This window comes from Vibrio sp. 1249-1, assembly GCF_033340495.1.
Genome location: NZ_JAWOWJ010000822.1, coordinates 1 through 594, shown reverse-complemented (window position 1 = coordinate 594; position 594 = coordinate 1). Strand labels below are relative to the sequence as shown.

General features: G+C 49.5%; 1 protein-coding gene. It reads left to right on the top strand.

The window, feature by feature from the left end:
- The coding region (locus R7Z50_RS29120) for a conjugal transfer protein TraH (protein ID WP_318149961.1) at positions 1–594 on the top strand (594 nt) is incomplete at both ends.

The window sequence follows — 594 nt, the reverse complement described above, 5'->3', positions numbered from 1 at the left end:
ACTTCCGGCCTGTATGAAGACTTCTTCGGGTCCAAGCAGGAAACCAGCGGCAAGAGTCCTCTGGAAGAACTGAAAGCCAACAAACCTGACGAATACAACAAGATGATTGGCAACATCGTCTGGAAGCAACTCAAGAGCAACAACGCCAACACCTGGTTCCAGTACGGGGATAACACCCTTCTTGAAGCGATCATGTCTTTAACCGGCACAGTCATCATTGGTGATCTGGTAAACGACCCGAACTCAACCGGCACTGGTGCGAAAACAACCCCTCTGACGACCCTACCAGGTAACAAGATCACCTTGTCAGACCTGATTTCAGGCGGTTCTGTTGAGATCTATTCCTGTGATTCTGATACGACCAACTGCCTGAGTGCTGGCTCCAGCAATAAAGCTGTCGTGCTCAAAGGTATCAAGAACCAGATCACCGATATGCTGTTAGGAACAAGCTCTACACCTGGTGTGATCTACAAATACGCAACGAACTCTGGAACCTTAACCGACCCAGAAAAGGCCTTTGTTTCTAACCTCCCCGGAGGGATTGGCACCATTGTTCGTAACTTGTCTGTCCTTTCACAGGACGGCGCTAACCTG